The sequence below is a fragment of the Pseudomonas sp. LH1G9 genome (assembly GCF_002949975.1).
Lineage (GTDB): Bacteria > Pseudomonadota > Gammaproteobacteria > Pseudomonadales > Pseudomonadaceae > Aquipseudomonas > Aquipseudomonas veronii.
This window is the reverse complement of sequence record NZ_CP026880.1, coordinates 1,448,353-1,472,914: the sequence shown is the minus strand read 5'-3', so window position 1 is coordinate 1,472,914 and position 24,562 is coordinate 1,448,353. Positions and strand designations below refer to the sequence as shown.

At 62.4% G+C, this 24,562-nt stretch carries 22 protein-coding genes and 3 pseudogenes; 12 read left to right on the top strand and 13 right to left on the bottom strand.

The features are described 5' to 3' along the window. A complete protein-coding gene (nosR, locus tag C5F70_RS07145; RefSeq protein ID WP_104903002.1) occupies window positions 1-2,133 on the bottom strand; it encodes a transcriptional regulator NosR in 2,133 nt (710 codons plus the stop codon). A 134-nt stretch (window positions 2,134-2,267) separates the two neighbouring features. Further along, window positions 2,268-3,233: pseudogene (locus tag C5F70_RS07140) on the bottom strand (sigma 54-interacting transcriptional regulator); the annotation flags it as partial. Between the two features lie 208 nt (window positions 3,234-3,441). Here C5F70_RS07140 and C5F70_RS07135 point away from each other — a divergent pair. The 3 genes and pseudogenes from C5F70_RS07135 to C5F70_RS07125 form a co-directional block, all read left to right on the top strand. Beyond that, window positions 3,442-3,897: pseudogene (locus C5F70_RS07135) on the top strand (hemerythrin domain-containing protein); the annotation flags it as partial. A 132-nt stretch (window positions 3,898-4,029) separates the two neighbouring features. After that, window positions 4,030-4,716 (top strand): Crp/Fnr family transcriptional regulator, encoded by a 687-nt coding sequence (locus tag C5F70_RS07130; protein WP_017849338.1) that lies wholly within the window; start codon window positions 4,030-4,032, stop codon window positions 4,714-4,716. Further along, window positions 4,713-4,904 carry a hypothetical protein gene (locus C5F70_RS07125; protein ID WP_017849339.1) on the top strand — a complete coding sequence of 64 codons (192 nt, stop codon included), beginning with the start codon at window positions 4,713-4,715 and terminating at the stop codon, window positions 4,902-4,904. The genes C5F70_RS07130 and C5F70_RS07125 overlap by 4 nt, the downstream gene beginning before the upstream one ends. On the opposite strand, the gene C5F70_RS07120 is transcribed toward C5F70_RS07125, so the two are convergent. The 11 genes and pseudogenes from C5F70_RS07120 to C5F70_RS07075 form a co-directional block, all read right to left on the bottom strand. Further along, window positions 4,898-6,739, bottom strand: coding sequence for a nitric oxide reductase activation protein NorD (locus C5F70_RS07120; RefSeq protein WP_017849340.1), 1,842 nt, complete (start codon window positions 6,737-6,739; stop codon window positions 4,898-4,900). The two genes, C5F70_RS07125 and C5F70_RS07120, sit on opposite strands and share 7 nt — an antisense overlap. A 65-nt stretch (window positions 6,740-6,804) precedes the next feature. Then, window positions 6,805-8,226: a cbb3-type cytochrome c oxidase subunit I gene (locus tag C5F70_RS07115; RefSeq protein ID WP_017849341.1), complete on the bottom strand. Its 1,422-nt coding sequence runs from the start codon at window positions 8,224-8,226 to the stop codon at window positions 6,805-6,807. Window positions 8,227-8,229: 3 nt separating this feature from the next. Further along, on the bottom strand, window positions 8,230-8,670 hold the full coding sequence (locus C5F70_RS07110) for a cytochrome c (RefSeq protein WP_017849342.1): 441 nt from the start codon (window positions 8,668-8,670) through the stop codon (window positions 8,230-8,232). Window positions 8,671-8,811: 141 nt separating this feature from the next. Then, on the bottom strand, window positions 8,812-9,246 hold the full coding sequence (locus tag C5F70_RS07105; RefSeq protein WP_046489201.1) for a DcrB-related protein: 435 nt from the start codon (window positions 9,244-9,246) through the stop codon (window positions 8,812-8,814). A 15-nt stretch (window positions 9,247-9,261) separates the two neighbouring features. Beyond that, window positions 9,262-10,680 (bottom strand): type VI secretion system tip protein VgrG, encoded by a 1,419-nt coding sequence (gene vgrG / locus C5F70_RS07100; RefSeq protein ID WP_104903000.1) that lies wholly within the window; start codon window positions 10,678-10,680, stop codon window positions 9,262-9,264. A 148-nt stretch (window positions 10,681-10,828) separates the two neighbouring features. Beyond that, window positions 10,829-10,921: pseudogene (locus C5F70_RS31435) on the bottom strand (hypothetical protein); the annotation flags it as partial. A gap of 142 nt (window positions 10,922-11,063) precedes the next feature. Continuing rightward, the gene (locus tag C5F70_RS30530) at window positions 11,064-11,627 is read right to left on the bottom strand and encodes a hypothetical protein (RefSeq protein ID WP_158683846.1); all 564 of its coding nucleotides are present in this window, start codon (window positions 11,625-11,627) and stop codon (window positions 11,064-11,066) included. Then, window positions 11,627-15,937 (bottom strand): RHS repeat-associated core domain-containing protein, encoded by a 4,311-nt coding sequence (locus C5F70_RS07090; RefSeq protein ID WP_256588368.1) that lies wholly within the window; start codon window positions 15,935-15,937, stop codon window positions 11,627-11,629. Before C5F70_RS07090 ends, C5F70_RS30530 begins: the two co-directional genes overlap by 1 nt. Window positions 15,938-16,203: 266 nt before the next feature. Beyond that, on the bottom strand, window positions 16,204-16,434 hold the full coding sequence (locus tag C5F70_RS07085; protein WP_017849346.1) for a cytochrome C oxidase subunit IV family protein: 231 nt from the start codon (window positions 16,432-16,434) through the stop codon (window positions 16,204-16,206). 7 nt (window positions 16,435-16,441) lie between these two features. Beyond that, complete coding sequence (locus C5F70_RS07080) at window positions 16,442-17,005, bottom strand: cytochrome c oxidase subunit 3 (RefSeq protein WP_017849347.1); 564 nt, start codon at window positions 17,003-17,005, stop codon at window positions 16,442-16,444. Then, entirely contained in the window at window positions 16,989-17,765 is a 777-nt protein-coding gene (locus C5F70_RS07075) for a CbbQ/NirQ/NorQ/GpvN family protein (RefSeq protein WP_017849348.1), read from the bottom strand. Before C5F70_RS07075 ends, C5F70_RS07080 begins: the two co-directional genes overlap by 17 nt. A gap of 327 nt (window positions 17,766-18,092) precedes the next feature. Between C5F70_RS07075 and nirS the strand changes: the two genes are divergently transcribed. Genes nirS through nirJ form a run of 9 tightly spaced genes read left to right on the top strand, consistent with a single transcriptional unit; the run spans window position 18,093 to window position 24,550 of the window. After that, window positions 18,093-19,634, top strand: a complete 1,542-nt coding sequence (gene nirS, locus C5F70_RS07065; RefSeq protein ID WP_226926353.1) for a nitrite reductase — start codon at window positions 18,093-18,095, stop codon at window positions 19,632-19,634. Between the two features lie 24 nt (window positions 19,635-19,658). Then, on the top strand, window positions 19,659-19,973 hold the full coding sequence (locus tag C5F70_RS07060; protein WP_104902998.1) for a c-type cytochrome: 315 nt from the start codon (window positions 19,659-19,661) through the stop codon (window positions 19,971-19,973). A gap of 16 nt (window positions 19,974-19,989) precedes the next feature. Beyond that, window positions 19,990-20,307: a cytochrome c gene (locus C5F70_RS07055; RefSeq protein WP_104902997.1), complete on the top strand. Its 318-nt coding sequence runs from the start codon at window positions 19,990-19,992 to the stop codon at window positions 20,305-20,307. Then, window positions 20,304-21,473 carry a cytochrome D1 domain-containing protein gene (locus C5F70_RS07050; RefSeq protein ID WP_017849353.1) on the top strand — a complete coding sequence of 390 codons (1,170 nt, stop codon included), beginning with the start codon at window positions 20,304-20,306 and terminating at the stop codon, window positions 21,471-21,473. Before C5F70_RS07055 ends, C5F70_RS07050 begins: the two co-directional genes overlap by 4 nt. 1 nt (window position 21,474) lies before the next feature. Continuing rightward, complete coding sequence (locus C5F70_RS07045; RefSeq protein WP_017849354.1) at window positions 21,475-21,933, top strand: Lrp/AsnC family transcriptional regulator; 459 nt, start codon at window positions 21,475-21,477, stop codon at window positions 21,931-21,933. A gap of 23 nt (window positions 21,934-21,956) precedes the next feature. Continuing rightward, window positions 21,957-22,445 carry an Lrp/AsnC family transcriptional regulator gene (locus C5F70_RS07040; protein ID WP_032804989.1) on the top strand — a complete coding sequence of 163 codons (489 nt, stop codon included), beginning with the start codon at window positions 21,957-21,959 and terminating at the stop codon, window positions 22,443-22,445. Next, complete coding sequence (locus C5F70_RS07035; RefSeq protein WP_017849356.1) at window positions 22,438-22,881, top strand: Lrp/AsnC family transcriptional regulator; 444 nt, start codon at window positions 22,438-22,440, stop codon at window positions 22,879-22,881. Before C5F70_RS07040 ends, C5F70_RS07035 begins: the two co-directional genes overlap by 8 nt. Next, window positions 22,856-23,356, top strand: coding sequence for an Lrp/AsnC family transcriptional regulator (locus C5F70_RS07030; RefSeq protein ID WP_017849357.1), 501 nt, complete (start codon window positions 22,856-22,858; stop codon window positions 23,354-23,356). Before C5F70_RS07035 ends, C5F70_RS07030 begins: the two co-directional genes overlap by 26 nt. A gap of 12 nt (window positions 23,357-23,368) precedes the next feature. Then, window positions 23,369-24,550, top strand: coding sequence for a heme d1 biosynthesis radical SAM protein NirJ (gene nirJ / locus C5F70_RS07025; protein WP_017849358.1), 1,182 nt, complete (start codon window positions 23,369-23,371; stop codon window positions 24,548-24,550). The last annotated feature ends 12 nt before the right edge of the window (window positions 24,551-24,562 follow it).

The following is a 24,562-nucleotide window of genomic DNA, read 5'->3' as shown; positions in this document are numbered from 1 at the left end:
TCAAGTGTTGGGATTGATCTGCACTACGGGAATCTGTTCGGGCGCCGCCTTGTTGCGCTTCTTGCGTTTGTTGATCAGCGGCGGGCATTTGTTTTCGTTGTGCCAGGTCATCTGGCAGTCGAGGCAGTAGTGGCATTCGTTGGCGTTGATATGGCCGTCCGGGTGGATCGCCTGGATCTCGCATTCCTTCGCGCACAGCTGGCACGGGTTGCCGCATTCCTGGCGCCGCTTGAGCCAATCGAACAGGCGGAATTTGCTGGGGATCGCCAGGGCGGCGCCGAGGGGACAGAGGTAGCGGCAGTAGACTTTGCGGGTGAACAGGTTGATCACCAGCAACGCCACGGCGTAGAGCACGAACCACCACTGGCGGTCGAACTTGAGCGTGATGGCGGTCTTGAACGGTTCCACTTCGGCAAAGCGTTCGGCGGTGGCCATGGATTCCAGGGAGAGGCCGAACAGCACCAGCAGGATCAGGTACTTGATCGCCCACAGTCGTTCATGCACCGCGAAGGGCAATTCGAACTGGCGGATCTTCAGGCGGCGCGCGGCCTCGTTGAGCAGTTCCTGCAAGGCCCCGAACGGGCACAGCCAGCCGCAGAACACCCCGCGCCCCCAGAGCAGGATGCTGGCGGCGGTGAAGACCCAGAGCATGAAGATCAGCGGGTCGGTGAGAAACAGTTCCCAGCGGAAGTCCTGGACCAGCGCATGCACGAAGGTCAGCACATTGACCACCGACAACTGCCCCAGCGCATACCAGCCGATGAACCCCACGGTAAACACCAGGTAGCCGCGGCGCAGCCAGTGCAGCAGGCGCGGGCGCCGGGCCAGGCTGTCCTGCAGGAACAGGATCGCGGTAAGCAGCAGCAGCGCGACGCCGAGCACCATGACCTGCACCTGTTTCTGGTACCAGATGCTCAACCACAGTGGGCGGCTGGCCTCATCCAGCGCGGCTTGTTCGGCGGCGGTGGGCAGCGGCCGTTCCAGGTACTGTTCGGGCATCTGGTAAGGCAGTTCGAAGCTGCTGAACGTGCCGCTGACCGGGCCGGTCTGGCGCCGCACCAGCAGTTCCAGGGTCCAGGGCGAGCCGGGGTCGAAGCCGGCCTGCGGGCGCACGATGAATACCGACATCTCGTCGAAGGCCGGGATGCCCTCGGCGTAGACATCGTCGATGCGCTGGTGGTCGAGGTCGCGGAAGCTGATCACGTTGCCGAACTGGCGCAACTGCACCCGGTCGAAAATCCCGCCGCGCACATAACCCGAACCCTTGAACGAAAACAGCCCACGGCCGAGCACGGCGATGGCCTGTTCGCCGGGTTTGAGCCCCTGCATCAGGGTGCGGTAGTGCTCTTCGCCCAACAGGTTGCGGCCGATGCTCGGCGGGTTGATGTCGGCCACATAGAGGTCGATGAAGGTCTCGTCCGCGGCCTCGGCGCCTTCGGCGGCGGTGTCCTTGAAGGCCGCGTCGACCTGGCCCCGGGTCAAATGCAGGCGGCGGATAGCGCCATTGCCGGTCAATTGTGCCCAGGTGGCGGGGTCAAACCGGTCGGTGCGGATCAGCGCGACTTTCTGCGCGGTCGCGGCCTTGCCGTCGATCAGCTTGAGCCACACCGCCACGTCATGGGCCGCCCGCATCACCACTTCATTGACCACCATCGCGGTCACGGTCGCGCCGGCAATCGCGTCCACCGTCACCGCCTTCGGATCGCTGGAACGCCCGACCACCACGCGCTGGCGCACATCGACGCCGGAATAGTGCGCGGTGAATTCGTGCAGTTTGACCTCGGGAATACCGATCAACAGGATCGGCTCGTGGTGTTCCAGCACGTAGGCATCGCGGATCACCCCGGCGGCGTCGAGGATCACCAGGGTGTTGATCGGCTTGCCTGAATACGCCGGGATCGCCACCACATCCAGGCTCTGGAACACGTAGCCGATGGGCTTGCCGGCAGTCGAAATGGTCCGCACCTTGAACGGCCCGTCGGGTGCGGAGACCGCATCCTGGGCGGGGAAAGCGCGTTCGATACGCTGCTGTTCGATGTCGCCGTAAGGCCGGGCCTGGGCGGTGAAGCTGGTGATGAGCAACACCACCAGCAGCGTCAGCCAGTGGCGTGTCAAGCGCGCGGAGCGAGTCATGGAGTCCCTTGAGGCGTCGGGCTGAAGATGGGACGGATGGTAGGGGTGGTGATGGCAGGTGGCCCTTGACCAGAATCAAGTCTGGCCGGTAGGTAGTGCGGCAGATACGCACAGCTGGCGTGTTGTCACACCCCTTACTTGAGCCTCAGGCGCCGCGCCAGCTTGTGCAGGTTGCTCGCGTCCACGCCGAGCAAACGCGCGGCACTCGCCCAATTGCCGGCGCAGTGTTCCAGGGCGTGGCGAATGTTCCAGCGCTGGCACTCGTCCACCGCCACCGCCAAGGGTTGGAAGGCCTCGATCGATGACGCGGGCATGGCTCGTTCCACCGCGACGGCGGCCGTGTCCAGGCCCAGAGCGTGCGGTTCCAGGCGGATCACCGAACTGCGCGGTTCGCCACGACTGAGCTGCTTCAACGCGGCGCGACTGATCACATGCTCCAGCTCACGCACATTGCCCGGCCAGGCGTACTCGAGCAGCGCCTGTTGCGCCGTCGGCGACAGTTGCAGGTCATGCAAGCCCAGGCGCTCGCGGTTGAGCTCAGCGAAATGCCGCGCCAGCAGCAACACATCCTCGCCACGCTCGCGCAACGCCGGGATCGGCAGCGGGTACACCGACAGCCGGTGATACAGGTCGGCGCGAAACAGGCCGTCACGCACGCGGTCGGGCAGGTGGCGATTGGTGGCGGCGATGATGCGGACATCCACATGCAATGGCCGATCGGCGCCCAGGCGTTGGATCTCGCCATTCTCCAGGGTGCGCAGCAGCTTGGCCTGGATGCTCAAGGGCAATTCGCCGACCTCATCGAGGAACAAGGTGCCGCCGTTGGCCGCATCGAACCGCCCGGCGCGGTCGTGGGTGGCGCCGGAGAAGGCGCCCTTGACGTGACCGAACAGCTCGCTTTCGGCCAACGCCTCCGGCAGCGCCGCGCAGTTGACCTGCACCAGAGGCTTGTTGCCGCGTTGCGACAGGCGATGCAGGCGCCGCGCGAACAGCTCTTTGCCGACCCCGGTTTCGCCGAGCAACAACACCGGCAACTGCGTTTCGGCCAGCAGCGCCAGCTCGTCGAGCAACTCCTGCAACACCGCGCTCTGGCCGAGGATGCCGTCGAGCGGCGCGGTCATTTCGACCCTCCTGGGGTTCAGAGCACCCTGGCAGCGTGTGGTCATGATTACCTTACTCCGGGATAAATCGTTACTTTTCAATGCGTTAAAATTGGCACGCTGCCTGCAATCACTGGTTCATACCCGTACTGCCGATGAGGAAAGCCCGATGACCGTGAGCGACTGGAACACCCAAACCCAGGACCACTTGATCGACCATCTGCTGGCGCGCTACCACGCACGTCATCGCGAGCAATTGCCGGAACTGGTCCGCATGGCGAGCCGCGTCGAACAGGTCCACGGTCAGCACCTGCAATGCCCCAACGGCCTGGCCGACCTGCTGCTCGACATGCAGCAGGAACTGGAGAGCCATATGCTCAAGGAGGAACAGGTATTGTTCCCGATGCTGCAAATGGGCATGGGGCCGCAGGCGTCGACGCCGATCCAGGTGATGCGCTACGAGCACGACCAACACGCCGAGGCCCTGGAGCAATTGTTGAGCCTGACGAACCAGATCACCCCGCCGGCCGAGGCCTGTAATACCTGGCGCAGCCTGTACCGCGAGCTGAGCGCCTTTCATGCCGACCTGCGCGAACACATCCGCCTGGAGAACGACATATTGTTTGCCCGGGCCGCGCCCAGCCTCGCCGCGGCCCGCGCATAGCGCACTTTCGCAAGCGTTCACTGCGACGATCGTGCAGCGTTGCCTGTGCGCTGCCCTTGTCGTAGATCAAGTACGGCCGACGCCAACAGGATTAACCTTGGGTATCCCTTCCCGATATTCCCCGAGGTCAAGATGGTGCTCCATCGTGTTCATCACCAGATCCTGCGCAGCCACCACTTGTTCGAACCCCTGGACGAGGCGCAGTTGAACGAGCTGATGAGCAGCAGCCAATTGCTCAGTGTCGACAAAGGCGAACCGCTGTTCCGCCAGGGCGAACCGGCCGATGCGTTCTACTTCGTGATCGCCGGCGCGGTGAAAATCTACCGCCTCACCCCGGACGGCCAGGAGAAGGTGTTCGAGGTGATCGGCGAACGGCAGACCTTCGCCGAAGCCATGATGCTGATGGATACGCCCAACTACGTAGCGTGCGCCGAAGCGGTGTGCCCCACGCAGTTGTACCGGCTGTCCAATGCCACCTACATGCGTTTGCTGCAGAGCAACAGCCGCCTGACCTTCGCCCTGCTCGGCAAGTTGTGCGTGCGCCTGCACCAGCGGGTCAACGAGATCGAAACCCTGTCGCTGAAAAACGCCACCCACCGCGTGGTGCGCTACCTGCTCACGCAACTGGTGCGCTTGCAAAGCACCACCGACTGCAGCTTCGAGCTGCCGATGGCCAAGCAGTTGATTGCCGGGCACCTGTCGATCCAGCCGGAGACGTTTTCGCGGATTATCCGACGCTTGATCGACGAGAAAATCATCACCCAGGACGGCCGGCAGATCGCAATTCTCGACCGCCCGCGCCTGGAGCAATTCGAGTGAAAACCTGCCTGGTCTGCCAGCACGGCAATGCCGTGGAGCGCGACCTGTGCGAGCGTTGCGCCACACCGCTGCCCGAGGCCCACGCCAGCACCCAGGCGCGCCGACTGAAGCGTTTCCAGTGGTTCTGCCTGGGCCTGACGCTGTTCTGCGTGGTGATGTTCTTCTGGTTGCCCAGAGACTTTTACTGAGTCTCGGTCAACTGCCGATACAGCTGCGGCAGGCGTTGCGGTAATTGTTCGGGGCGATGGATCAGGGTAAAACCATGGGCGCCGAACATGTACGGCAGATAGTCGCCGGCCTGTTTGTCGATGGTGATGCAGAACGGAATCAAGCCCTGGCGCCGCGCTTCGACCACCGCCTGGCGCGTGTCCTCCACGCCGTAACGTCCCTCATACAGGTCCAGGTCATTGGGCTTGCCGTCGGTGATCAACAACAGCAACTTGCGCCGCTGCGGGCAGGCGCCGAGCAACTGGGTAGCCTGACGGATAGCCGCGCCCATGCGCGTGTAGTAGCCCGGCTTGAGGCCCTGGATCGCGCCGCGCGTGCGGTCGTCATAGGCTTGCTGGAACGTTTTGAGCACCTGCAAGCGCACCTGGTGCCGCCGCAGTGAAGAAAACCCATACAACGCAAAGCGATCCCCTGCCCCGGCCAGGCTTTCGCCGAACAGCAGCAGGCTGTCGCGTATCACATCGATGACCTTTTGCTCATCGTTGACATGGGCATCGGTGGACATCGACAGATCGGCCAGCAACAGGCACGCCAGGTCGCGGTGGGTGTGGCGTTGTTCAAGGAACAGCCCGCGTTCGGCGCAGGCACCCTGCTGGCGCTGCACATGAAAATCCAGCCAGGCCTGCAGGTCGACCTCTGACCCCTGGGGCTGCTGGCGCTGCCATTGGCGGTCGGTGCGCAGGCTCTGGAATTGCCGGCGCAAGCGCTGGGCCTGGGCCTGCAACCGCGCGGGCAAGGGTTGCGGTGCGTCGCAACGCGGCTGCATCAATTGCAGGTTGACGAAGCCTTCCTGCAAGCACTGCCGGCGGTAATCCCACTCGGGCAACTTGATGCCGTCGCCCAAGGGGATGTCGTCGACATCGGCGGGCGGCAGATCCAGGTGCAGCTTGAGCCCGCCGCTCTTGCGCACGCGCTGGCGCGACAGGCTCAACTGGTCGAGGTCTTCGGCGACGCGGGCGGCGTCCGGGTCCTGGCTGTCGTCGGACCAGCGATCGAGGTCGACGTGTTCGCTCCAACTGAACAGGTTTTCCAGGCGCACCACCAGCAGGCCGCCATCGCGGCTCGCGTCGTCAACGCGGGTGGCACGCTTGGGCCCGCCTTGCTGCTCGCCGGGCGGGGCTGAGAGGTCGTCGCCCTCCTCCTCCAGGTCGGTATTTTGCGCGGTGTCCAACTGCAGCGCCGGGTACAGCCATAACGGCAACGGCCAGGCGGCCCGTGAACTGCGCGGCAAGTGACGCACGCTGCCGGGTTCGCGCAGGGCCTTGCGCAAGGCCCGCTCCAGGGCGGCTTCGTCGGGTTTGAGGCTGGCGGGGTCGGGGCGCAGTTGCAGGTGCGCCTCCACCAGGCGTTGGTAGCGCGGCAGCATCGCCGGGTAGCGCTGCAACAGCAGCCAGGTCCAGCGTTGGTTGTCGCGGGCCCAGTGGCTCATCGGCCCGGCGTGGGCCGCGAGCAGCGCCAGCCAGCGGTACAACTCGTGATTCAGCGCCGCGTCGGGAAATACCGCCAGGCGTGCCGGCAAGCGCAAGCGGTTACCGTCGCAGGACGCCAGGGGGGCTTGCTTGCAGGTACCGGCGATACGCATCAACAGGTTGCGGCGCAGCAACAGGTCGCGCTCGCAGGCCGCCTCCAACGCCATCCCGCCAGCGCCGCCCAGGGCGCGGAACAACAGGGCCAGGCTGCGCTGATGGTCCGTCAGCGCGACCTGCGCCTCGGGGAAATCGACATTGGCACGGCGGGTGATGAAGCGGTGCCAGACGCTGCCGACCCACTCTTCCAATTCCAGGGTAAAGGCCATGAGCCGTGCTCCAAACGTAAAACGGCCCGCTGTACCAGCCGGGCCGCCGTCTTAGGGATTGACGATCAATACACAATCGGCGCCGGCGCACCGGCGACGGCTTGGCGTTGGCGGAAGCTGTACAGGTAGCAGAGCAGCCCCAGCAGGAACACCACGCCACTGGCCAACCGGGCCCAGAACAAGACGGTCAAATGCTCGACCGTGGCCATGAACGGCAAGGCCACACCGTCCGCCGGCCAGCGCTGCAACCACACCTGCACCACACCGGCGGCGGTGAGGAACAGGGTGATCATCACCATCGACAGCACCATCAGCCAGAAGCCCCAGATTTCAATGGTCTGCGAACGCGCATCGGGCGCTTCGCCGAGGCCGCGCAAGCGTGGCATGGCGTAGCTGATCAGGGTCATCACGATCATCGCGTAGGCCCCGAAGAACGCCAGGTGACCGTGGGCCGCCGTGAGCTGGGTACCGTGGGTGTAGAAGTTGACCGGTGCCAGCGTATGCAGGAAGCCCCAGACCCCGGCGCCGAAGAACGCCGTCACCGTGGTGCCCTTGGCCCACAAGGTCGCCGCGCGGTTCGGGTGCTGGCGCCGCCGACGTTTGACCATGGTGAAGGCGAACATCACCATCGCCAGGAACGGCAGCGGCTCCAGGGCCGAGAAGATCGAGCCGACCCACAGCCACACCTCGGGTGCGCCGATCCAGAAGAAGTGGTGCCCGGTGCCGATGATCCCGGTGATCAAAGCCATGGCGATGATCACGTACAGCCATTTCTCCACCACTTCACGGTCGACGCCGGTGACCTTGATCAGCACGAACGCCAGCATCGAGCCCATGATCAGTTCCCACACGCCTTCTACCCAAAGATGCACCACCCACCACCAGTAGAACTTGTCACGTGCGAGGTTGCCGGGGTTGTAGAAGGAGAACAGGAAGAACACCGCGAGGCCGATCAGGCCGGTCATCATCACCATGCTGACCGTGGTTTTGCGGCCCTTGAGCAGGGTCATGCCGATGTTGTAGAGAAAGCCCAGGCACACCACCACGATGCCCATTTTGGTAATGGTCGGTTGCTCGAGGAACTCGCGGCCCATGGTCGGCAGCAGTTCGTTATGGGTCAGCTTGGCCAGTGCCGCATAGGGCACCAACAGGTAACCGAGGATGGTCAACACCCCGGCTGCGGCAAACACCCAGAACAGCAAGATCGCCAGTTTGGGGCTGTGCAGCTCGCGGTCGGCCTCCTCGGGTATCAGGTAATAGGCGGCGCCCATGAAGCCGAACAACAGCCAGACGATCAACAGGTTGGTATGGACCATCCGCGCCACGTTGAAGGGGATCAACGGGAACAGAAAGTCGCCCACCACGTATTGCAGGCCCATGATCAGGCCAAACAGCACCTGGCCGACGAACAGGATCAAGGCAAACACAAAGTAGGGTTTGGCCACGGCCTGGGATTGGAATTTCAGATAGGGATTGGCGCTGCGCATGGCTCAGCCCTCCTTGTTGGGTGGCCAGTTATTGGTATCGATCTTCGAGCTCCATTTGAGGAACTCGGCCATATCGTCCACCTCCTGGTCGCTGAGGTTGAATTGCGGCATGGCGCGACGCCCCGGCACCCCAAGGGGCTGCATTTTCATCCAGGCGTGCAGGAACGGCTTGAACCCTTCGTCACCCCCACGACGCTTGAACACATTGCCCAGCTCCGGCGCAAAGTACGCGCCTTCGCCCAACAGGGTGTGGCAACCGACGCAGTTATTACGCTCCCAGACGCTCTTGCCTCGGATCACGGATTCAGTGAGCTGGTCGACATTGCTACGGGCGGGAAAGGTTTGTTCGGTGTGGTAGGTCAAGGCCAGGAAAATCAGGAAGAAGAACACGCTTCCTCCGAAATAGATGTTCCTGGCCATGCCCTTGGTGAAGGTCTCTGACATGGTCGCTTCCTCATGGCTTGGCGGGGGTCATGATAGGAAGGTGGAGGGTGAAAACCGCTTGATGGCGATCAAGAATTGTTGATCGGGGTGGTCAGGTATTCTTGGGGGGATTGAGTAGCAGTCGGTTTGGCTCCGTGTGATTCAGGGTGTGGCGAAGAAGCTAAGCGTGCTCTTTAGCGTTGCCCAGTGAGCCGCTTCGGCGGGCCCGAGGGGTTGGGTCTTGACGTAACTCAACGCGATCAGGCGGCGTGTGCCCGGTAGTTGCAGCGCCAACTGGTACTGGTAAAAGCTGTCGCTGCCTTTGTTGAAACTGTTCTGCACTTCATAGGCATCGACATCCAGTGCGGCCCCCACCTTTATGGCTTGCACTGGCGAGTAACGAAGGTACTTCTCCTGTTGTTCGAGCGTCTTGAGCTGCGCTTCGAAGTTACTTTGCAACGTTTCGCCGTCCGCCAGCGGGCTACGGCTGACGACCAGCGTGGTGCCCAGGTGGGCGAACTTGAGGATATTGATCGAGGCATCCTGTAAGGCTGCATCGGGCAAGGTGAATTGGGCTTCATTGATCAAGTAGTTCATGGTGCAAGTATCTCGTTATTGGCCGGCGCCCGGCTTGTCCGCAAATGTTGATTCGACGGCGTTATGGATAGTGGCTCGCACACCCTGCTGACCGGGTGATGTGCCCTCGTCACTGCCCTGGTTGATATCCAGTTTGCCTTGTGTCTGGATCTTGCTGCTGCCGGAGGAAAACAGATTGAACGAGCCACAGGTCAGGTTGATGGCTCCGTCTGCCGTGAGCTCAATCACACTGTCGCCGCACACCAGACGAATACTGTCTCCAGCTTCGATGGTATAGCGCGTGGCGGCGCTGTCAGACTTGGGGCCGACCACCAGCGCGGTCTGCGGGCCTTTGACGATGGGGCGATAGGTGTTGGCCAGCGGGCGGAAGCTTTGTTGGGCGTCGATGCAGGTCAGGCTGCTGTCGAACTGCGCCGAGCTGGAGCCGCCGCCGCTTTCCAGGCTTTCCTGAACGATGTAATAGCGGCAGCCGACGATCAGGTATTCGCGGTTCTGGTCCTGGCGACTGAAGCCGGTGAGGCTGAACAGGTGGCCGGAACCGAGCCCGCGGGCGTTGCCGTTGAATTCGATTTGTTCATGCAGGGTTTGCAGGGCTTCGATGCGGGTGCGCGCGTAGTGTTCGCCGTCCGCGCTTTGCACGTAGGTGCCGGGGTAGTCGTACAGCGGGTAGTCGCCGGCGGCGTGCGGGCGCGGCATCGCCGAGCGCACGTCGATGCTCGCGCTGGGGCGCTGGAAGTCGTAGTCGTTGAGCTCCAGCGAGCCCGGCTGCACTTGCTGGGCCAGGTGCCAGTTGTACAGGTGGTCGCGTTCGCGTTGCTGCTCGTCCTTGGGGTAGTACGGAATCGACGCGTAGCCCGGCACCGTGGCGTGGGCGCCGTAGGCATCGGCCAGCACCAGCACGTGGCGGTCCTGTTCATGGCGGAAGAAGTAGTAAATGCCTTCCTGTTCCATCAAGCGGCTGACGAAATCGAAGCTGGTCTCGCGGTACTGCACGCAGTATTCCCACTCGCGGTACGGCCGGCTCAGGGCGTCTTCAAAGTCGGAAAAGCCCAGGTCGCGGAACACCTGTTTGATGATCTGCGGGATGCTCAGGTTCTGGAAAATCCGGCAGTCCGACGTGCGGCTCAGCAGCCACAGCCACGGGCGCAGCGTCACCTGGTAGCTGGCGAACTGGCCCTGGTCGATGCTCTGGCTGCACTGCGCGACGATGCCGTGAAAGTGCCGCTCGCCGCCGTCCGCCAATTGCACACCGACGCTCATCGGCTTGCCCAGCAACTGGTTGAGGTCGATGTTGGCGTCCACGGAGGTCAGTTGCAGCTCATAGGCGAACAGCCGACCCAACTCTTCGCCGCCGCCCATTTGATTGAGCAACAGCACGTCCGGCCCGAGGGGACTGGTGATTTTGGCCAGGCGTGAGGTTTGGTTGAATAGCATCGAAGTACCCTAATAGCTGAAGGAACCCAATCCAAATGTGGGAGGGGGCTTGCCCCCGATAGCAGTGTGTCAGTTGATGCATCTGGTGACTGATTCACCGCCATCGGGGGCAAGCCCCCTCCCACATTTTTGATTATGTTTCTTCAGGTCAATCGTTGAACTGATAGTGCAATTCGTTATCCCGGCTACTGATCCGCACACCCGCCAGCGCCTTGCCTTCGAGCATGCGCGAGAGGAATTCATGCCCTTCAGGACCGTCTTATTTATGCCTTTTTGCACTCGCTTAAGTGGCCGAAAAATAAACAGACTAAATAACAAATAGACCTATCCCGTCTTACGCGCCTGAGCGATAAGCGCTGAGTGATAAGCGCTGAGTGATAGTCTTAGTCATTAGGCATAAGAATCTCACTAATATCAGCGCCTCTTAATTTTAATGATTTTATTGCGCTCTTTATTTCAAGTGCGGTTTCGATGCCGAGAATAATGGCCGGGCTTTTTTCTTTCCCGCTACCGAAGCCAATACTTGTGAAAAACATTCCATATTCTAGACGCTTCCCAGTTTCTTGATAGAAACTCGGGATGGGAACCACACAGTCAAAATATTGACCACACGTACTACAGAGATTTTCCAACTGTTGAGCACTGTATTTGATGATTTTTTGAGGCCGCATCATGAATAGCTGATTTTTTTCATTGACTAATGAAAATCCAACACTCAATTTTAAATTTTCGATGTATTCCTTGAAACGTAGCGACGCGATGAAGCGCCCATCATAAGTTGCACCAATATCAGCTTTGTTTGGTGTTTTAAGTTCTCTAGGCAGATAGTTTTTATCAATGCAGCAACCACAGGTTTTGCAAAAAATACTATCAGGTGCTCCATCAAAAAAGTACGCGTGATTATCTATAGCGCTTAAGTCGTAGGCAATGGTTAAGAACTGAGTCACTACTTTAGCCCCTGGTGTTGTATGAAGAAGTCAAAAACAGCATCTTTGTATTGTGCACCCTTACCTTTGTAGAAGTCAGCAAGCGCTCTGAGCCTTTCAGTCCTGGTGAAATTCAACCGTATTTTTTTTCCGCTGTTACCTCGTTGAGGCCGCATATGCACGGTGCCGCCATTGATGTTTTTTGTTTTTCCGACTAAGAAGTCATTCATATCACGGTGAAGCTGTTTGTGATCAGTGTCGGTAAGTTTCGTCAGATTTTGGTTATGTTTTCCCCCCATGAATTTTGGATCGGAGTGATGCCCATGGTGACCACATGCCCAGCCAAAAGGATCGATCCATGTGACCGGGTTAGGGGCATACTGATAAAGGTTGAACCCACCCATCAGGTCAATAGGGTCGGTTGTTGTAAAGCGGCCTATATCGGGATCATAAAACCTAAACGTATTAAAATGCAGCCCCGTCTCCCGATCCAGATACTGCCCCTGAAACCGCAAATTCTGCTCTTCAATGAAGTAAGGTTCCCGCACCTCCTCCCGCGTATTGCCCCACACCCGATAAGTCGCTCGCCAGATGTCGTGGCCGTCGGCCTCGGTGAGTTGCTCCGGCAAGCCGTTCAGGTCGTTGTGGTAATACCGCACGCGTTGGTGTTCACCTTCACCGTCGACCCTGGCGAGTGGCTCGTAGCTGTCGCCATCGTAGAGATAAAGGCTGGTCTGACTGTGTTTATGCTCCTGCAACAACCGCAGGCCATCCCAGGTGAACCGGGTTTCGCCCAGCGGATAGCCATCGCTGCCGTGTTCAGTTTTTTCAATGCGCCGACCCAACGGGTCATAGACCATCCTAACAACGCTGCCGTTTTCATTACGCACTTCAACCAACCGGCTTTCGGCGTCGTAGGCAAAGCGCTGCAAACCTCGTGCAGCGCTGCGCTTTTCAACCATTCGCCCAAAAGCGTCGTAGGTATAGCGCTTGTCTTGATACGTCAGCAGCCAGTTATGCCGTACCAGGCCGCCTTGTTGTGGCCCGTCGAGCAGGTTGGCCGCCGCATCGTAGGCATAGGTTTCGATCCGGCCTATCTGTTGGCTGACGAGGATACGTCCGCTACTGTCGTAGGCCAGGTGCTCTTGGCGATCGGTACGGCGGCGTCCGATCAGGTTGTCGCTGGGGTCGTAGCTGTAGTGGGTTTCGACCAATGGCGGCAACTGCCACGGCTGGTCGATGCTGCGCCGCTGGCGTGAGCGGACCCGGCCACTGCGGTCATAGTCGGTATTTGTTCTGAGTTGACCCTGGGTGCGTTGCAGTTCGCGGTGCAGGCGGTCGCGTTCAAAGTCGCTGATGACGTGGCCGTCGAGATTCAGCTGATGCAGGTGGCCGCTGCCGTAGTACAGGCGATTGAGCCAGCGTCCGTCAGGCAAGTGGGTTTGAGTCAGGTTGCCCAATTCGTTGTAATGGTGTTGCAGACACCCCGCCGAGCTGTGTTCTTCAAACAGTTGCCCCAGCGCGTCATAGCTAAAGCCAAGTGCTTGCTCGCGACCGTCGAGAGCGGTGAAGGTGACCGCGACCAGTTGGTCGTTCAGGTCGTGCTTATAAACGGTGGTGCCGTCGGCGGTGACTTTGCTGACCAGGCGCCCGAGCGGGTCGCGTTGGAACTGGTGTGTCAGGGCGTCTACCGGCTCGCCTTCGGTGCCCGGCAGGTAACCGACGGCGACGACGTTATCCAGCGGGTCATAGGCATAGCAGCGCCGACTGTGGTCGAGGTCTTGTTGCTGCACCAGGCGGTCGGCCGCGTCCCACTCAAAGCGATAGCTTTCGCCGTTTTCATTGGTCAGTTTCAGCAGTCGCCCGTAGGCGTCGTGGTCGAAGGTGACGCAGCGGTTGTGCGCGTCCCAGCGTTGTTTGACCTGGCCGCGCCGGTCGTAGGCATAGCGGGACGTGTTGCCGGCGGGGTCGACATAGCCCGTCAGATAACCACTGGCGTTGCGCTGGAAATGCTCAAGGCGCCCGTCCGAAAGTCGGCATTCCAGCAACAACCCTTGCCGGCTGTACTGATAGCGCACCGACTCACCTTCAGCATTGGTGTGCACCACCACATTGCCGAACGCATCGTACTGGTAGCCGGTGGCGTAGCCCGAGCAATCCACCTCCTCGATCAGTTGGCTCCACTCGTCCCAGTGCAGCTTCCGGGTTTTGTCGGTGGCATCGATGATCTGCACCGGCTGGCCGAAATCGTCGTAGACATAGCGGGTGCGGTTGCCCAGCGGATCGATCTCTTCGATGCAGTTGCCATGCCGGTCGTAGCGGTAATGCCAACGGTTACCCGCCGGGTCGGTTTCCACTTCGGGCAATGCCCAATGCGCCAGCCACTGGGTGTTGCTGATCCTGGCCAGTGGATCGGTCACTGCGCTCAGGTTGCCGGATTCGTCGTAACTGAAGCGCCACTGGCCGTTTTGCGGATCAATCGCGCCGAGCAATTGGCGATCTTCGCTCCATTCGAACTGCCACGTATGGCCCAGGTTATCGACGTAGCGGGTGATCTGGTACTGCGGGTTCCAATAGCGTGTGCTGACCCGTTTCAGGCCATCGGTAACGCGCGTGATACCGGCATCCAGGTCGTAATCGAAGGTGAATTCATCGCCGGCGTCGGTCCAATGCCGGCTGACCCGCCATTCTTCACCCTGCGGGCCAGACACTGCGCGCCATTGGTAGAAGCAGCGCAAGCCACTCGGCAGTTGGTGTTCGACCATGCGCCGCGCGCTGTCGTAAGCAAAACGTCGTTGGCTCGTGCCTTGTGCGTCGAGGACTTCGGCCAGGTCGCCGTGGGTGTCGTAGCGATAGCTGACCAGCACGTCGCTGCGCCCAGCAAAATGTTGCCGATGCAGGTAACGGCGCTCGATATGGCTCACGCGCCGCGGATGCTCGACGGTGTAGCTCACGTCGACGTGCATCAGCGCATGGCTGTCGCGCAGGCGGCACAGGCGACCCTGGGCGTCGTAATCCAGAAAGAGGCGCCCTTCGTTGCGATCACCCAGCAGATACAGGCGCATCCGCAAGGGGTTCAGAGGGTCGGGCTCGAAGAGCCGATACAGGCCGTCGATACTTTCGATCAGGATGGCGCCGTCGGCGCTGCGCCTGACCGCAAGGCCTTCGCCGGGGCTGAAGGCGCCGCCTGACAACGGGAGGTAGCCGATGTCTACGCGGCGCCCCTGTTCGTCGATGTAGGTGAGGTGTTCATCTTGATCGATCTCGACGGCGACCTCATAGGCAACGCTCCAGCCGGCGCCGAAAAGGCCGTCGTGGCGTTGATCGAGGCTGCTGTAGAAGCGCTGCCAGTCGATGGGGAGCAGGCCTGGCAGGACGAAGTCCAGTTCTTCTTCGGCGCCGAGGATTTTGGCCCCGGTCGGGCTATGCACCGGGTTGGGCGAACCGTTGACCGCGCTGTTGAGTGCCGAGGTGAGCTTGCCGGTTCCATACGCCACGGCCCCGCCCGCCAGCGCGCCGCCGGCCAGGCACGGCAATTTGCTCCAAAAGCCTTTCACATTGCCGCGTAGCGCAAGCAGCGCGGCAATCGCCAAGCCGACGCCCGGTGTCTTGCCACTGCGAATTTCGCGCACCACCACGGGGTCGCCACCGATACGCACATCGGCAGAAATCAGCCCCTCGACGCTGCCGATCTTGGCGTCACACGTGCTGCGGTCACCGCTGCGTGCGGCCGGTTGCCCGTTGATGAAGACCGAACTGGAACCCTCGGCAATAAATTGCTCGGGCATGGGCGGGTGCTTGGTGCAGGCGACCGTGTCCAGCGGACACGGCACGGTACCGGCAGCGGGTGTGGCGACCGTCGGGCGCCACAGTTGTGAGAAAAATCCCTGTGCGATGTCCAGAAAACGGGGGGCCGGTGGCTCACTGGGCGCGATCGGCACAGCCATCATCTGTCCGGCGGCCCGGGCCGCTGGTTTGCCATTGATGAAAACGTCGTTTGAGCCGCTGGTGATAAAGGCCTCGATCACCGGCGGAAAAACCCAGTTGGCGGCGGTTTCGCACCAACTGGAGATCTTCACGTCAGCCCCCGAGAGCCCGGCGCTGATCCCCACCACCGCGCCGACCGCCAGTCCCAGGGCGACGCATCCAACGCCACCTGTGGCAATGGTCACGCCGGTCGCTGCGGCAATCAGCGCGCCAGCGGCCAGGCAGCCCACGGACGTGATGGCGGCATAGGCGGCGACTTCCAGCACACCGCCGAGAACATCGGCCATCATTGAGGCGTGCAGCAGCGCGTCGCCTTCGCGGGCGGCCCAAAACGCGTCAGTCATGACCAGCAATCCCTGCCTGAAAAGGCCGGAATCAAATCACGCGACTAACGTGTTGCTCAGGTGAGACTTTCCGAGGGAGGCGTAAGAATTTTCCCAAAGCAGGCGGAGCGGAGGTGCCTGCGATGCAGACATCTCAGTCCATCAGGTCCACCCAGGCGATGCCATCGCAGGCAAGCCAGCTCCCACTGGTGACCGGGCCCGGCTTCCAGAATCAAGTCGGCTATACGGCCGCCTCGCTTTGGCTTTTGATCTTGGGCGCCCCGAGCCTAGACAAGCCCCACCACCAACACCAGAACCACCGGCCAACCCAGCACCAGCCGACGCCAAAACCTGGGAGCATGCCGCAACTCCATGAACCCATCGGCAATCAGCCACGCCTTGACCACCGCCAGCAGCAAAACCGCCAGCCACAGCCCGGAGCCGCCGGCGAGCACGGTGCCGACGCTGAGCACCACCAACGTGGCCCAACACACGATCAGCCCTTGGGAAATGGACATCGGTACCTCATCCAATCACGTAAACCAACGGAAACAGCACCACCCACACCAGGTCCACCATGTGCCAATACAGCACCCCCGACTCCAGCCCGCCGACCGACAGCCCGCCGCGCCAGCAGCCCAGCGCCAGCCACGCGAGAATCACCATGCCCAGCAGCACATGCAGGAAATGGAACCCAGTCAGTAGCCAGTACAAGGTAAAAAACGTGCTGTGCTCCAGGCCCAACCCGGCAGCGCCGAGGTGGGCGTACTCGGTGAGTTTGATCGCCACATAGACCAGCGCCACCAACAGCGCCGCGACGAACAAACCGGCACCGCGTCGCCAGCGCTGCAATCGCACCTGCTGCAACGCCAACGCCGCAAGCAGCCCGGCGGTCAACAGGCTCAAGGTCATCGCCAGCCCGGTGGAGGTGTCCAGTTGCGCGCGCCCTTCGGCAAACACCTCGGGCTTGAGCACCTGGGTCACGGCGAACGCGAGGATCAGAATCGCAAACACCGACAACTCGGCAAGGATGAAAAACCACATCGCCAGGTCGCCCGGCAGGCGGCGCGGTTCAGGCAAAGTACACATCGACCACGTCCATCAAGGCGGTCACGGTGTGCGGGTCGTCCGTCAGCGCCTCGGCCAGGCATGCCAGGCAGGCTTCGCGAATGGGCATGCCGGCGGCGATCAGGCGCGCGGTGAAAATCAGCAGACGCGTGGAGGCCACTTCTTCCAGGTCGTGTTGATCGAGGCGGCGCAAGGCCTGGCCGAGGCGCACCACCTGGGTCGCCAGGGCAAGGTCCACCTGGGCCTCGCGCGCCACGATGCGCGCTTCGCCCTCGACGGCCGGGTAATCGAAGCGCATCGCGACGAAACGCTGGCGGGTGCTGGGTTTCATGCCCTTGAGCAGGTTCTGGTAACCGGGGTTATAGGACACCACCAGCATGAACGACGGCGGCGCCTTGACCACTTCGCCGGTGCGCTCCAGGTACAACTCGCGGCGGTCGTCGGCCACCGGGTGCAGCACCACGGCGGTGTCCTGGCGCGCCTCGACCACTTCGTCCAGGTAGCAGATGCCGCCTTCGCGCACGGCGCGGGTCAGCGGGCCGTCCTGCCACCAGGTGCCCTCGGCGCCGATCAGGTGACGGCCGATCAGGTCGGCGGCACTCAGGTCGTCGTGGCAGGCCACGGTGTACAGCGGCAAGTTCAGACGATGCGCCATGTGCTGCACGAAACGGGTCTTGCCGCAGCCCGTGGGGCCCTTGATCAGCACCGGCATGCGGTGGCGCCAGGCGTGTTCGAACAGCAGGTGTTCATTGTCCAGGGGTTGGTAGAAGGGCTCAGTCATGACAGGCATCCACAGCGGGTTTGATGGCCACGCTAAGGGCGCCTGCGACAACCTGGCAAGCACCGCCCGAGACAAACTTGATCGTGATCAAGCGAAGTTTGCGGTGCTGCCCCCTAGTCTGGCCCCGCACGAAGAACCTGCGCCCCGCACCGTGTTGCGAGGCAACGCAAAGGTCCCGCCTGAGGAGTAAATGGAATGCTGACTCGCAACAGAAAACCCTTCACCCTGAGCCTCGCCGCACTGAGTTGCGCGTTGGCCTTGGCACTGCCCTTGAGCGCCCATGGCGCACCCCAGCCGGCCGAAGTGAAAACCGCCGGCGCGCCGGACATGAGTCAGGCGGACTTCGACACCTCCAAACAGATTTACTTCGAGCGCTGCGCCGGTTGCCACGGCGTGCTGCGCAAGGGTGCCACCGGCAAACCGCTGACACCGGACATCACCCAGGCCCGTGGCCAGGCCTATCTGGAAGCGCTGATCACCTACGGTTCCCCCGCCGGCATGCCGAACTGGGGCACCTCCAATGCGTTGACCAAAACCCAGATCAGCCACATGGCCAGTTTTATCCAGCACACCGCGCCAACCCCGCCGGAATGGGGCATGGCCGAAACCCTCAAGACCTGGAAAGTGCTGGTCAAGCCCGAAGACCGGCCGAAGAAACAGCTGAACGATCTGAACCTGGAAAACCTGTTCTCCGTCACCCTGCGCGACGACGGCAAGATTGCGCTGATCGATGGCGACAGCAAGAAAATCGTCAAACTGATCAACACCGGTTATGCCGTACACATCTCGCGGATCTCCGCCTCGGGCCGCTACCTGCTGGTGATCGGCCGCGACGCCAAGATCGACATGATCGACCTGTGGCCCGCCGAACCGACCAAGGTCGCCGAGATCAAGGTCGGCATCGAGGCGCGCTCGGTGGAGACCTCGAAATTCAAGGGCTACGAAGACAAGTACGCCATCGCCGGTTCCTACTGGCCGCCACAGTTCACCATCATGGACGGCGAGACCCTGGAGCCCAAACAGATCGTGTCCACCCGCGGCATGACCGTCGACAAGCAGGAATATCACCCCGAGCCGCGTGTCGCGGCGATCATCGCCTCCCACGAATGGCCGGAGTTCATCGTCAACATCAAGGAAACCGGCAAGGTGATGCTGGTCAATTACCAGGACATCAAGAACCTCACCATCACCACCATCGACGCCGCGCCGTTCCTGCATGACGGTGGTTGGGACAGCACGCACCGCTACTTCATGACGGCGGCCAACAACTCGAACAAGGTCGCGGTGATCGACTCCAAGGAGCGCAAGCTCACTGCCTTGGTCGAGGTCGGCAAGACCCCGCACCCAGGCCGCGGCGCCAACTTCGTACACCCTACCTACGGGCCGGTCTGGGCCACCAGCCACTTGGGCGACGGCGGTATTTCGGTGATCGGCACCGACCCGATCAAACACCCGCAATACGCCTGGAAACAGGTGGAATCGCTCAAGGGCCAGGGCGGCGGCTCGCTGTTCATCAAGACCCATCCCAACTCCCGGCATTTGTATGTCGACACCACCCTCAACCCCGACGCCAAGCTGAGCCAGTCGGCCGCGGTGTTTGACATCGACCATCTGGACAAGGGTTACACCGTGCTGCCGATCGCCGAATACGCCGGCATCAAGCAAGGCGCGCTGCGCGTGGTGCAGCCGGAATACAACAAGGCCGGCGACGAGGTGTGGTTCTCGGTGTGGAACGGCCAGACCGAGGAATCGGCGCTGGTAGTGATCGACGACAAGTCCCTGAAGCTCAAAGCGGTTATCAAGGACAAGCGCCTGATCACCCCAACCGGAAAATTCAACGTCTACAACACCCAACACGACATTTATTGAGCCCCATCAACACAAGGACTTCCGATGAAAAATACTCTCTTCGCACTGCTGACCTGCACCGCCGCATTCAGCCTGCAACCGGCCTTCGCCCAAGACGGGCTGGCCTTGTTCAGCAGCAAACCCTGCGTCGGCTGCCACATGGTTGACAGCAAACTGGTGGGGCCGGCCTTGAAGGACGTCGCGGCCAAGAACGCCGGCGTGAAAGACGCCGCCGTGACCCTCGCCAGCCACATCAAAAACGGCACCCAAGGCAACTGGGGGCCGGTTCCGATGCCACCGAATATGGTGACGGAAGACGAAGCCAAGGTCTTGGCCGAATGGGTCCTGACCTTGAAATAAGCACAAGGAGCGCGCCATGAATGCATCGATGATCGGTACGGCCATGGCGCTGTTCCTGCTGATTCCCACGTGGGCGCTGGCCACACCGGACGCCGCCCGCCTCGAACACCTGCTGACCCAGGACTGTGGCGCCTGCCACGGCCTGTACCTCACCGGCGGCCTGGGCCCGCCCCTCACCCCGGCGGCCCTCGCCGGGCAAAGCCGCGACAGCCTGACCGCCACCATTACCTACGGCCGCCCTGCCCGCGCGATGCCCGGCTGGGCGCCGTTGCTCAATTCCAGCGAGATCGCCTGGCTGGTCGAACGCCTCTTGCAAGGAAGCCCCGCACCATGATGCGCCCCACTCTTCTATCGCTGTGCCTGCTGCTCGGTGCCTGTGCCCAACCGCCGCTGCGCGGTACTGGCGACCTGGGCCTGGTGATCGAACGCGCCAGCGCCAGTGTGCAAATCATCGAGACCAGCGGGATGACGGAGCTGGGTCGGATCGACGGCTTGGGCGACCTGTCCCACGCCTCGGCGGTGTTTTCCCGCGACCAGCGCTACGCCTACATTTTCGGCCGCGATGGCGGCCTGAGCAAAGTCGACCTGCTGCGCCAACGCGTTGAAAAACGCATCATCCAGGGCGGCAACAGCATCGGCGGCGCCATCAGCCAGGATGGCCGCCTGATTGCCGTGTCCAACTACCAACCCGGCGGGGTCAAGGTGTTCGATGCACAGACCCTGGCCCAGGTGGCCGACATTCCCGCCACGCCCCTGGCCGACGGCAAACGCTCGCGGGTGGTGGGCCTGGTGGATGCGCCAGGCCAGCGCTTCGTGTTCAGCCTGTTCGACACCGGCGAGATCTGGAGCGCCGACTTCAGCCAGGGCAACACCCCGCAGATCACCCGGTTCCGCGGCATCGGCGAACAACCCTACGACGCGCTGATCACCGCCGATGGCCGTTACTACATGGCCGGGCTGTTCGGTGAGGACGGCATGGCCCAGCTCGACCTGTGGCATCCCGAGCACGGGGTCAAACGCGTGCTCGCGGATTACGGGCGCGGCCAGGCAAAACTGCCGGTGTACAAGATGCCCCACCTCGAAGGCTGGGCCGTGGCCGACAACCAAGCCTTCGTGCCCGCCGTCGGCCATCACCAGGTGCTGGTGATGGATGCGCGCAGCTGGCAGCAGACCGCCGCCATCGACGTCGCCGGCCAACCGATTTTCGTCACCGCACGCCCCGACGGGCGCCAGCTATGGGTCAATTTCGCCTACCCGGACAACGACCGCGTACAGGTGATCGACACCGAGACCCACAAAGTGGTGGCCGACCTGCGCCCCGGTCCCGGGGTGCTGCACATGGAGTTCACCGGGCGTGGCGAACAGCTGTGGCTGTCGGTGCGCGACGGTGAGCAGGTGCAGGTCTGGGACCCGTACCGCATGACCTTGCTCAAGACCTTGCCGGCCTTGAGTCCCAGTGGAATTTTCTTCAGCAGCCGCGCGCAAAAAATGGGGTATTGAGATGGACCTTGACCTGCTTAGCCGTCAATTGATCGAACGCTACCAGCACGGCATGCCGCTGTGCGCCGAACCTTATCGCGAAATGGCCCAGGTGCTGGGCTGCAGCGAGGCCCAATTGATGACGTGCCTGCACCGCCTGGAACTGGCCGGTTCGCTGTCGCGGGTCGGCCCGGTGTTCGAACACACCCGCGCCGGCGCCAGCACCCTGGCTGCCCTGGCGGTGCCGGTCGAACGCCTGGAACAGGTGGCACGGCGCGTCAGCCAGTACCCGGAAGTCAACCACAACTATGCGCGCGAGCATCAGTACAACCTGTGGTTCGTGTTGACCGGCCCACACCGTCAGCACCTGCGACAGATCCTCGACGAGCTGGAACAAGACACCGGCCTCATTCCCCTGGATCTGCCGATGCTCACCGCCTATCGCATCGACCTCGGGTTCTCCCTGGGAGCGCATCCGTGATCATCCCGCTGAGCCAAGAGCAAATGCTCGACCTGCGCCAATGCCTGGAACGCGGCTTGCCTCTTGTCTCGCGGCCCTATGACAACCTCGCCGAACAGATCGGCGCGCATCACGACCAGGTGTTGCAGCAGATGCAGCAATGGCAGGACCAGGGCCTGTTCCGCCGTGTCGGCCTGGTGCTCAATCACCGCGCCCTGGGCTTTGTCGCCAATGCCATGCTGGTGCTGGACGTGCCCGATGCGCTGGTGGACGAAGTGGGCAACCGCCTGGGCCGCGCGCCCGGTGTCAACCTGTGTTACCAGCGCCCACGCCGCCTGCCGCAGTGGCGCTACAACCTGTTCTGCATGGTGCATGGCCGCGAACGCAAGGAGGTCACGGCGCATATCCAGCGGATGCTGGAACAGCAGCAACTGAGTGACCTGCCGCACCAGTTGCTGTTCAGCACCCACGCCTTCAAGCAATGCGGCGGGCGCTTTACGCCGCCGTCGTCGCAGGTATGGGCCCATGGATGATCTCGACCGGCGCCTGATCAATCGCCTGCAACACGGCCTGCCGCTGGTGCGCGAACCCTGGCGGCAGGTGGCGCAGGAACTGCACAGCGACCCGAGTGAAGTGCTCGACCGCCTGCACGACCTGCTCGAAGACGGGGTGCTGACGCGCTTCGGGCCGATGTTCGATGTCGAGCGCCTCGGCGGCGCCTTCACCCTGGCCGCGCTGGCCGTACCCGACGCGCGCTTTGACGCGGTAGCCGAACAACTCAACGCGCTGCCCCAGGTGGCCCACAACTACCGCCGCGAACACCGCTGGAACATGTGGTTCGTGCTGGCCTGCGGCACCGAGGCCGAACTGGCCGCCACGCTGTCCCGCATCGAGGCCCTGACGGGGTTGGCGGTGCTCAATCTGCCGAAGGAGCAAACCTACCATGTCGGTCTGTATTTCCCGGTCTGACCATCACCTGGCCCTGCGCCTGGTCGCCCTCACCCAGGGTGGCCTGCCGCTGCTGGACGATCCCTGGGCCTGGCTCGCCGAGCAGTTGGGCATCAGCGTCGAGTCGACCCTCGACTTGCTCAAGCACCTGCAGGCCGAAGGCGCGATCCGGCGTGTCGCCGCCGTGCCCAACCATTACCGCCTGGGCTATCGCCACAACGGCATGACCGTGTGGGACGTGGCCGACGTGCAGATGCCGCGCCTGGGCGAATTGATCGGTGCCCAGCCGTTTGTCAGCCATTGCTACCGCCGCCCGCGCCGTCCCGACTGGCCCTACAACCTGTTCGCCATGGTGCATGGGCGTAGCCGCGAGGAAATCGACAGCTACCGCGAACACCTGCGGTTCCTGCTCGGCGATGCCTGCCGCGGCGACGAGATGCTGGTGAGCAGCCGCATCCTGAAAAAAACCGGCCTGCGCCTGACGCCGGCACCTTAGAAGGAGCGTCCTATGCTACGGATCAGTCAGTACCTGCGTACCCTGGCCGGAAAATGCCCGCCACCGCGGACCTCGCCGCCCGGCAAGGAGCGGCCGCCGGTGGTGATCTGGAACCTGCTGCGGCGTTGCAACCTCACCTGCAAACACTGTTACGCCACCAGCGCCGACAGCGTGTTCCGCGATGAACTGGACACCCCGGCGGCGCTCCAGGTGATCGACGATTTGCACGCGGCCGGGGTGCGTGTGCTGATTCTATCGGGCGGCGAACCGCTGCTGCGCGCAGACCTGTTCCAGCTCAGCGCGTATGCCCGGGACAAAGGTTTTTTCGTCGCGCTGTCGAGCAACGGCACGCTGATCGACGAACACAATATCCAGCAGATCACCGACGCGCGCTTCGACTATGTGGGCATCAGCATCGACGGCCTGCAGGCGACCCACGATGCGTTTCGCCAGTTGCAGGGCAGCTTCCAGCGCTCGATGCACGCCATCCGCCTGTGCCGCGAGGCCGGCATTCGCGTGGGCCTGCGCACCACCCTGACCCAGGAAAACCATGGGCAGTTGCCGCAACTGCTGGCGCTGATGCGTGACTACGATGTGCAGAAGTTCTACCTGTCGCACCTCAACTACAGCGGGCGCGGCAAACGCAGCCGGCAGTTGGACGCGCACCGGCAGATGAGCCGCGATGCGATGACGCTGATTTTCCAGCAGGCCTGGCACGACATCGAAAACGGCGTCGACAGTGACTTCGTCAGCGGCAACAACGACGCCGACGCCGTGCTGTTGCTGCAGTGGGTCCACCAGCATCTGCCCGAGCATTACCCGCAGTTGGAACACCTGCTGCACGGCTGGGGCGGCAATGCGTCGGGCAGCGGCATCGCCAATATCGACAACACCGGCGAGGTACACCCCGACACGTACTGGTGGCAGCACTCGGTGGGCAATGTGCGCAACACCACGTTCCGCCAGCTCTGGCTGGACCGGCCCGACCCATTGTTGCTGCGCCTGCGCGAACACCCGCGGACCATCGGCGGGCGGTGTGCCGAGTGTCGCTGGCTGCCGATCTGCAACGGCAACACACGCACCCGCGCCTGGGCCAACGGCGACCTTTGGGGCCCCGACCCGGGTTGCCACCTCAGCGACGCCGAGATCGCCCTGCAGCCTCGCAACCTGATCCCTTGCTCGACCACCCGGTGACACAACCGGGGG